The organism is Microbacterium sp. CPCC 204701 (assembly GCF_004010105.1).
Classification (GTDB): Bacteria; Actinomycetota; Actinomycetes; order Actinomycetales; family Microbacteriaceae; genus Microbacterium.
Window position 1 is genome coordinate 1 of sequence record NZ_RRYE01000266.1, and the last position, 4,279, is coordinate 4,279.

The window sequence follows — 4,279 nt, forward strand, 5'->3', positions numbered from 1 at the left end:
CGCCGACGGTCGTCGCGACATGCCACGCGACCGCGACCTCACGCCACGCCCAGCCGCCGGACGCCGCTATCGCGCGGGTCAACGGCATCCCCTCCGCGACAGCCGCGGTCACCCGCACGGCGGCGGGGTCGCGGGAGGCGGCGAGGTGGCTCCACGCCGCCCCGGGAGCGACTCCGGCCTGCAGCATCACCGCGAGGCGCAGCAGCGTCTCCGCTGCGGCGGATCCGTCGTCACGCGCCGGTGCTCTCATGCGGCGGACCATGCGACCTCCTCGATCGCGAGCCGTCCGCTCAGGCCGATGATCGGGCGGCCCACTGCCGCGAGACGTCGCGCGCCATCGCGGCTGCGCTCGACGTGGAGCACCAGGTCGAGCGCGCTCGCCGCCTGGCGGGCCAGTGCGCGATCGTCGAGGCCGGCAAGTGCCCCCAGCGCTTCGAGTCGGGCGGGCACGTCATGCAGGCTGTTGGCGTGCACGGTGCCCGCCCCGCCGTCGTGCCCGGTGTTCAGCGCCGAAAGCAGTTCGCGCACCTCGTCGCCACGGCACTCCCCCACGACCAGCCGATCGGGCCGCATCCGCAGCGCTTCGCGCACCAGGCGCGCGAGGCCGATGCCTCCGGCTCCCTCGAGATTCGGCTGGCGCGCCTCGAGTCGGACGTGGTGCGGGTGGGCGATCTGCAGCTCGGCGACGTCCTCGATCGTCACGATCCGCTCGTGCGGGGACGCCTCCCGCAGGAGCGCGGCGAGGAGCGTCGTCTTGCCGGCACCTGCCGCGCCCGAAACGAGGAGGTTGCGGCGGGCGGCGATCGCCTCACCGAGGCGCCGGTGCATGGAGTCGTCGAACATGCCCGATTCGTGCAGTTCGTCGAGTACCGCGCCCGACAGGCGCGGCACCCGGATCGAGATGGCGGTGCCCGCCGGCGCGATCGGCGGCAGCACGGCGTGCACGCGGATGCCGCCGTCGAGGCGGACGTCGACACAGGGCGCCGCGTCGTCGATGTGGCGCCCGCCCGCCGCGATGAGCGCCACGGCGAGGCCGCGCACCTCCTCGTCGGTTGCCCGCCATTCCCGTGCGCGCACGGGGCCCGCACCGCGATCCACGAACAGCCCGGCCGATCCGTTCACGAAGAGGTCGGTCACGTCGTGGTCGCCGAGGTACGTCTCGAACGGGGCGAGAACGGGATGCCGGTCGATGTGCGGCGGAGGCGTCCGCGGCGCCTCGCGAGGATCGGGCAGCGCTGCACGGTCGGCCGAGGCACCGTCACCCCCGGCCTCCGGCTCGTGCTCGGCCCGACGCGGCGCAGGCACCCATGGCCGGAGCTCTCTGGACACGGCGCTGATCACGCCGGCGGCGCGGGGGGCCCGGAGTGCCGCAACGGCGGTGGGGGCGTCTGTCACCCGTCGAACCGCCGGCGCGCCGGGACTGCGATCGCGGGGACGGACGACGAAGGGCGCGGACATGCTCCGACGCTAAGAGCGCCCGCACGCCGCCGGGCCTCGCGGTCGAGGATCGGTGGACAAGCCCGCGAAGAGTCCGCCTGTGGAGGAGAGGATGCGGGCGCTCGCGCGCTGACGGGATCGCTCCCATAAAAAAGTTGAGGGCGGCATCCCATGGGGGGAATGGGATGCCGCCACGCGCGGTACCCGAATTCGGGGGGGTGACGTCGGGTGCCGCAATGCCAGAATCGAAGTTCGGCCGGGGGACAGCTTATGCGAGGAAGGCGCCCGTACAAAGCGAAAAGGAGAGGATTCTCACCGATATATCACTCGAGTCGAAGAACCCCCGGCCCCACCTACTATCGGGGGTAGCCCACTCCCGTGACCGTGGGTACATTTCCCAGCAGACGCGCCGAACCCCCGGCATCCGTCACGTCCTTCCGTCAGCCCGCAAAGGAGCGCGCTCCCCATGAGCAGCAACCAGGCACCGAGCAGCCAGATCGACCACCTCCTCGACGAGACCCGGCGCTTCCCGCCCGCGCCCGAGTTCGCCCGCGATGCCGTGGGAACCGTTGGGCTCTACGCGCAGGCGGAGGCCGATCGCGAGGGATTCTGGGCCGACCAGGCCCGCGCGCTGCACTGGCACAAGCCGTTCACGCAGGTGCTCGACTGGTCGAACCCGCCGTTCGCGCAGTGGTTCGCCGACGGCGAGCTCAACGTCGCGTTCAACTGCCTCGACCGCCATGTCGAAGCCGGCCACGGCGACCGCGTCGCGCTGCTGTGGGAAGGCGAGCCGGGCGATGAGCGTCGCGTGACCTATACCGAGCTCACCGACGAGGTGAAGCGCCTCGCCAACGTCCTCGAGGGCCTGGGCATCGGCGCGGGCGACCGCGTCGCGATCTACATGCCGATGATCCCCGAGGCCGTCGCCGCGATGCTCGCCGTGGTGCGCGTCGGCGCGATCCACTCCGTCGTCTTCGGGGGCTTCTCGGCCGACAGCCTGCGCGCCCGCATCGACGACGCCGGCGCGAAACTCGTCATCACCGCCGACGGCGGGTACCGCAAGGGCAAGGTCTCGCCGCTCAAGCCCGCCGTCGACCTGGCGCTCGCCGCCCGCAACGGCTCCGGCCCGCAGGAGACCGTCGAGCACGTGCTCGTCGTCAAGCGCGGCGGGAACGCAGTCGAGTGGACCGAGGGCCGCGACCTGTGGTGGCACGACGTGGTGCCGCAGGCGTCCGCCGAGCACGAGGCGAAGGCGTTCCCCGCCGAGAGCCCGCTGTTCATCCTCTATACGTCGGGCACCACCGGAAAGCCCAAGGGCATCCTGCACACCTCGGGCGGCTACCTGACCCAGGCGGCCTTCACGAACAGGGTCGTGCACGACATCCACCCCGAGACCGACGTGTACTGGTGCACGGCCGACATCGGCTGGGTCACCGGCCATACGTACGTGACGTACGGCCCACTCGCCAACGGCGCGACGCAGGTGCTCTACGAAGGAACACCGGATGCCCCGCACCCGGGTCGTTGGTGGGAGATCGTGCAGAAGTACGGTGTCACGATCCTCTACACCGCGCCGACGGCGATCCGCTCGTTCATGAAGCTCGGCCGCGCCATCCCGAAGCAGTTCGACCTGTCGTCGCTGCGCCTGCTGGGCTCTGTGGGCGAGCCCATCAACCCTGAGGCGTGGATGTGGTACCGCAAGATCATCGGCGGCAAGACCGCGCCGATCGTCGACACGTGGTGGCAGACCGAGACCGGCGCGATCATGATCTCGGCGCTCCCGGGAGTCACCGAGACCAAGCCTGGCTCTGCCCAGGTGCCGCTGCCCGGCATCGCGATCGACGTCGTCGACGAGGACGGCACGCACGTCGGCACCGGCAACGGCGGACTGCTCGTCGTCACCGAGCCGTGGCCGTCCATGCTGCGCGGTATCTGGGGCGACCCCGACCGCTTCGTCGAGACGTACTGGGAGAAGTTCCGCGCCCAGGGCTACTACTTCGCCGGCGACGGGGCCCGGCTCGACGACGACGGAGACGTGTGGCTCCTCGGCCGCGTCGACGACGTCATGAACGTGTCGGGGCACCGCCTGTCGACGACCGAGATCGAGTCCGCCCTCGTCGCCCACGAGGCGACCGCCGAGGCCGCGGTGGTCGGGGCGTCCGACGAGACCACGGGACAGGCCGTCGTCGCATTCGTCATCATCAAGCAGTCGTACCTCGACGAGCATCCCGTCGAGGGCCTCGGACAGACCCTGCGTCAGTGGGTCGGCGAGCAGATCGGCCCCATCGCCCGGCCCCGCGACGTCTACATCGTGGGCGAGCTGCCCAAGACCCGCTCGGGCAAGATCATGCGCCGCCTGCTGCGCGACGTCGCCGAGGGCCGCGAGGTCGGCGACACGACGACCCTCGCCGACACGGCGGTGATGTCGGTCATTTCGGCCCAGGTCAAGTAGCGACGGACGGATGCCGCGGCACCGGCTGCGGCATCCGTCTGCGTCGTGCGGATCAGGCGAACGAGAAGACGACCTCGACCTCGACGGGAGCGTCGAGAGGCAGCACCGGCACGCCCACGGCGGAGCGCGCGTGCCGTCCGGCGTCACCGAAGATCTCGCCGAGCACCTCGCTCGCGCCGTTGATAACGCCGGGCTGGCCGGAGAACTCCGGGACGGATGCCACGAACCCGGTGACCTTGACCACGCCGGTCAGTCGGTCCACGCCGCCCACCGCGGCCGCGGCGGCGGCGATCGCATTCAGCGCGCACCGGCGCGCGTAGCCCTGGGCGTCGGCGGCGGGCACGAAGCCCTCACCCTCGCCGACCTTGCCGGTCGCGGGGAGCGCGCCCG

3 protein-coding genes and 1 pseudogene are annotated in these 4,279 nt (G+C 71.6%); 1 reads left to right on the forward strand and 3 read right to left on the reverse strand.

Annotated elements, in window-relative coordinates; translation table 11 throughout:
* Positions 1–262: pseudogene (locus EIO58_RS13550) on the reverse strand (pilus assembly protein TadB); the annotation flags it as partial.
* The gene (locus EIO58_RS13555) at positions 247–1,191 is read right to left on the reverse strand and encodes a TadA family conjugal transfer-associated ATPase (protein ID WP_127819979.1); all 945 of its coding nucleotides are present in this window, start codon (positions 1,189–1,191) and stop codon (positions 247–249) included. The pseudogene EIO58_RS13550 and the gene EIO58_RS13555, both read right to left, overlap by 16 nt.
* 712 nt (positions 1,192–1,903) lie before the next feature.
* Here EIO58_RS13555 and acs point away from each other — a divergent pair.
* Positions 1,904–3,889, forward strand: coding sequence for an acetate--CoA ligase (acs, locus tag EIO58_RS13560; protein ID WP_127819978.1), 1,986 nt, complete (start codon positions 1,904–1,906; stop codon positions 3,887–3,889).
* A gap of 52 nt (positions 3,890–3,941) precedes the next feature.
* Here acs and EIO58_RS13565 read toward each other — a convergent pair.
* Positions 3,942–4,279 (reverse strand): RidA family protein (locus EIO58_RS13565; protein WP_164861706.1); only part of this gene is annotated, 338 nt, incomplete at its 5' end.